The sequence below is a fragment of the Aliivibrio kagoshimensis genome, from assembly GCF_050337105.1.
Classification (GTDB): Bacteria; Pseudomonadota; Gammaproteobacteria; order Enterobacterales; family Vibrionaceae; genus Aliivibrio_A; species Aliivibrio_A kagoshimensis.
In genome coordinates this window covers 1-2,435 of the sequence record NZ_JAKJSQ010000139.1, presented here as the reverse complement: position 1 = coordinate 2,435, position 2,435 = coordinate 1, and the positions used below count along the sequence as shown (strand labels likewise).

General features: G+C 43.3%; 4 protein-coding genes. 1 reads left to right on the top strand and 3 read right to left on the bottom strand.

Going from position 1 to position 2,435, the window contains the following annotated elements; translation table 11 throughout:
• Positions 1–77: 77 nt before the first annotated feature.
• Both L4C32_RS20470 and L4C32_RS20465 read right to left on the bottom strand, forming a co-directional pair.
• On the bottom strand, positions 78–251 hold the full coding sequence (locus L4C32_RS20470; protein ID WP_428198739.1) for a hypothetical protein: 174 nt from the start codon (positions 249–251) through the stop codon (positions 78–80).
• A 7-nt stretch (positions 252–258) separates the two neighbouring features.
• Positions 259–654: a hypothetical protein gene (locus tag L4C32_RS20465; RefSeq protein ID WP_428198738.1), complete on the bottom strand. Its 396-nt coding sequence runs from the start codon at positions 652–654 to the stop codon at positions 259–261.
• 49 nt (positions 655–703) lie between these two features.
• Between L4C32_RS20465 and L4C32_RS20460 the strand changes: the two genes are divergently transcribed.
• Positions 704–1,057, top strand: coding sequence for a hypothetical protein (locus L4C32_RS20460; RefSeq protein ID WP_428198737.1), 354 nt, complete (start codon positions 704–706; stop codon positions 1,055–1,057).
• Here L4C32_RS20460 and L4C32_RS20455 read toward each other — a convergent pair.
• Positions 1,052–2,305, bottom strand: coding sequence for a serine hydrolase domain-containing protein (locus L4C32_RS20455; protein ID WP_428198736.1), 1,254 nt, complete (start codon positions 2,303–2,305; stop codon positions 1,052–1,054). The two genes, L4C32_RS20460 and L4C32_RS20455, sit on opposite strands and share 6 nt — an antisense overlap.
• Between the last annotated feature and the right edge of the window lie 130 nt (positions 2,306–2,435).

Here is a 2,435-nt window from a genome sequence, read left to right as displayed (position 1 = left end):
GATATAAGTATAGGTAAGCAATATTGAAAGCCAAATAATTGACCCAAATAATCACAAAATCTTGTAATGTTATTACTTTAATCATTGTTACTTTCTTGACGTAAATTCTTCTGGTACGACTCTACCCATCGCGCCAATTCACGGGATTCACGAATCAGTTTATGCTGATCGTCACAGCCACGAAATCGTAACTCCATCGCCATTTTTTCAAGTAGGGTTGAGATCTGTTGCAGCTGAATATCATCGCTCATATGTTGGTTACTCTTTACTGAGTTTAGTGACAGTCAATCGATACTCACCATAACTCATAGCCGAATAACTGATGGAGAAAAACAGAGCATCTTGTTCAACGAGAACTGTCGCTGAGTAGGGGGCGGTGTCGCTAATTGATTCTACTTTGACGCCATCAAATTCAAAACTGGGTGAAGCATCTCCTTCGATGGAATCAAACTGCAGCTGATAACGTTCTCCAGCAAAACCTAAAACGTGGTAGTGGGAGATATGCTCACCGCCAACAATGCTGGTGATCTGAAAAGGGGTGTTATCAACTTTGATCCATTGATTATCACGGCTGACCCCTTCTGTACTGTGGAGGGTTTGTGCGGCAGAAATTGGGAGGCTTAATATGATTAAAATCAAAAGAGCGCGAAACATATGAATCTCTATATGGCGAAGTCTATTCGATACGTTATCATCAAGGGTAATGCGTTGGCAATTTGGAATTGATAGAGTGAATCATCAACAGATCCTAGAACAGATTTTTTCGATTAGCGCCTCTATGCTTGGAAGCTATGTTAAGTATGCGATATCAAGAACCAGTTACGTGGGTAATGATGGGTATTATGGGGCGTTGTATCCGGAGCATCTTGATGCTGAAGATATCGAAGATGGCGTGGTTATCCCAGAAGGTCAAATGTTGATCACGTACTGGGACAATGATATATGCACGGTGCTAATGAATGAGGTTGACTATCTCGCTGGATTTAAAGCGTACTTAGTCTCTAAGCAGCGAGATGATTTGATTGAATGTTTAATGGAGGCCTACCCCTGTTTATAGTTGGGAGGCCAGCATTTTTGCAGTACGGGTAGCACGCGCGCCGGTCGCATTGGTTAGTACCACCACTACCATCTCTTTAGATGGCACCACATAATACTGCATTTTGTAACCTGGTCCGCTGCCTCCATGACCGATCAACTCAATGCCATTGTGGAACCAGGTTTTTGTGCCATTACCGATGGCAAACTCTTCGCGCTTATTTTTTACTTTTTCGATAATTTCAACATAACGACCTTGGTAGAGGATACTATTAACACTGGTTTTCGACAGTATTCGAACGCCATCTAGCTCACCACCATTAAGCAGCATCTGTCCAAAACGTGCCAGGTCACTACCTGTTCCCATTAGCGAAGTAGAGGCGCTGAAATCGGTGTAAATGGTTTTTAGCCAGTACATGTCATCGATACGGGTTTCTGCCAACGCGTCCATTCCGCCTTCCATACCGTTGTAGTTGATCAGAGGGGTAATGAAGTTGTAGTGTGGGTGGGCACCAATGGCCGCTCTCTCTAACATGTCATCACGGTAGATAAAATCGGAGCTGTACATCTTTAAGGGGGTAAGAATATTCTGACGAACGTAGTCTTCATAGCTACCTTCTGTGACAGCATCAATAATCGCGCCTAACAAGATGTAGTTAATGTTGCGGTATTCACTGTCACTGCCAGGTGCCCAATCAACGGTGCGGTAGTCTTGTAGGTAGCGTTTTACTACATTGAGATCACCGACATAGGCTTGGTCACTAAAATGGAGCCACTTGAACATATCCAGTTGAATTCCCGGCAGTCCCGAACGGTGGCTAAGTAAGTTCTTAACGCTCACCTTGATGGGATCTCCTGAGCTGTCAACTGGCTCAAATTCAGGTAAGTACTCTGTGATAGAGCGATTAAGATCCAGTTTTCCCTTCTCGACGAGCTGCATGATGGCCACTGCGGTTACCGATTTAGTGGCTGAGTAGAAATGGTAGACGTTATCTAAGCTCGCTTTTTTTCCTGTAATGCCATTGCTCACTCCGTATGCGCGAGAGAAGATAGGCTCGCCTCTTTTCAGCACAGTGACGTTCATGGCTGACGGTAGTTCGATATCAATTTGAGCTTCAATGTACTCTTCTACATCCTCAATGGATGTAATCGCTGGTGGCGGAATGTTCTCTGGAGCAAAAAGAAAATAGGGGGAGACGTAAGCGACCACAATCAGAGTGATGACCGACAGAATTGAGATAATGATTTTGAATAGTTGTTTGAAACCCATAGTGCAGATAACTCTTACATTGAAACATATTGATCACAGTATGGTGAATTTATAGAGAAAGAGAAGTAATGAGTGAGTTTTTAAACAACTTAAAGTGTAAAGCTTGATATGGGGTGGAACAGAGGAAAAA

What these genes read in the sequence shown, in the direction of transcription:
- L4C32_RS20470 (WP_428198739.1), bottom strand. Translation starts at nt 251, where the DNA reads ATGAGCGATGATATTCAGCTGCAACAGATCTCAACCCTACTTGAAAAA.
- L4C32_RS20465 (WP_428198738.1), bottom strand. Translation starts at nt 654, where the DNA reads ATGTTTCGCGCTCTTTTGATTTTAATCATATTAAGCCTCCCAATTTCT.
- L4C32_RS20455 (WP_428198736.1), bottom strand. Translation starts at nt 2,305, where the DNA reads ATGGGTTTCAAACAACTATTCAAAATCATTATCTCAATTCTGTCGGTC.
- L4C32_RS20460 (WP_428198737.1), top strand. Translation starts at nt 704, where the DNA reads ATGCGTTGGCAATTTGGAATTGATAGAGTGAATCATCAACAGATCCTA.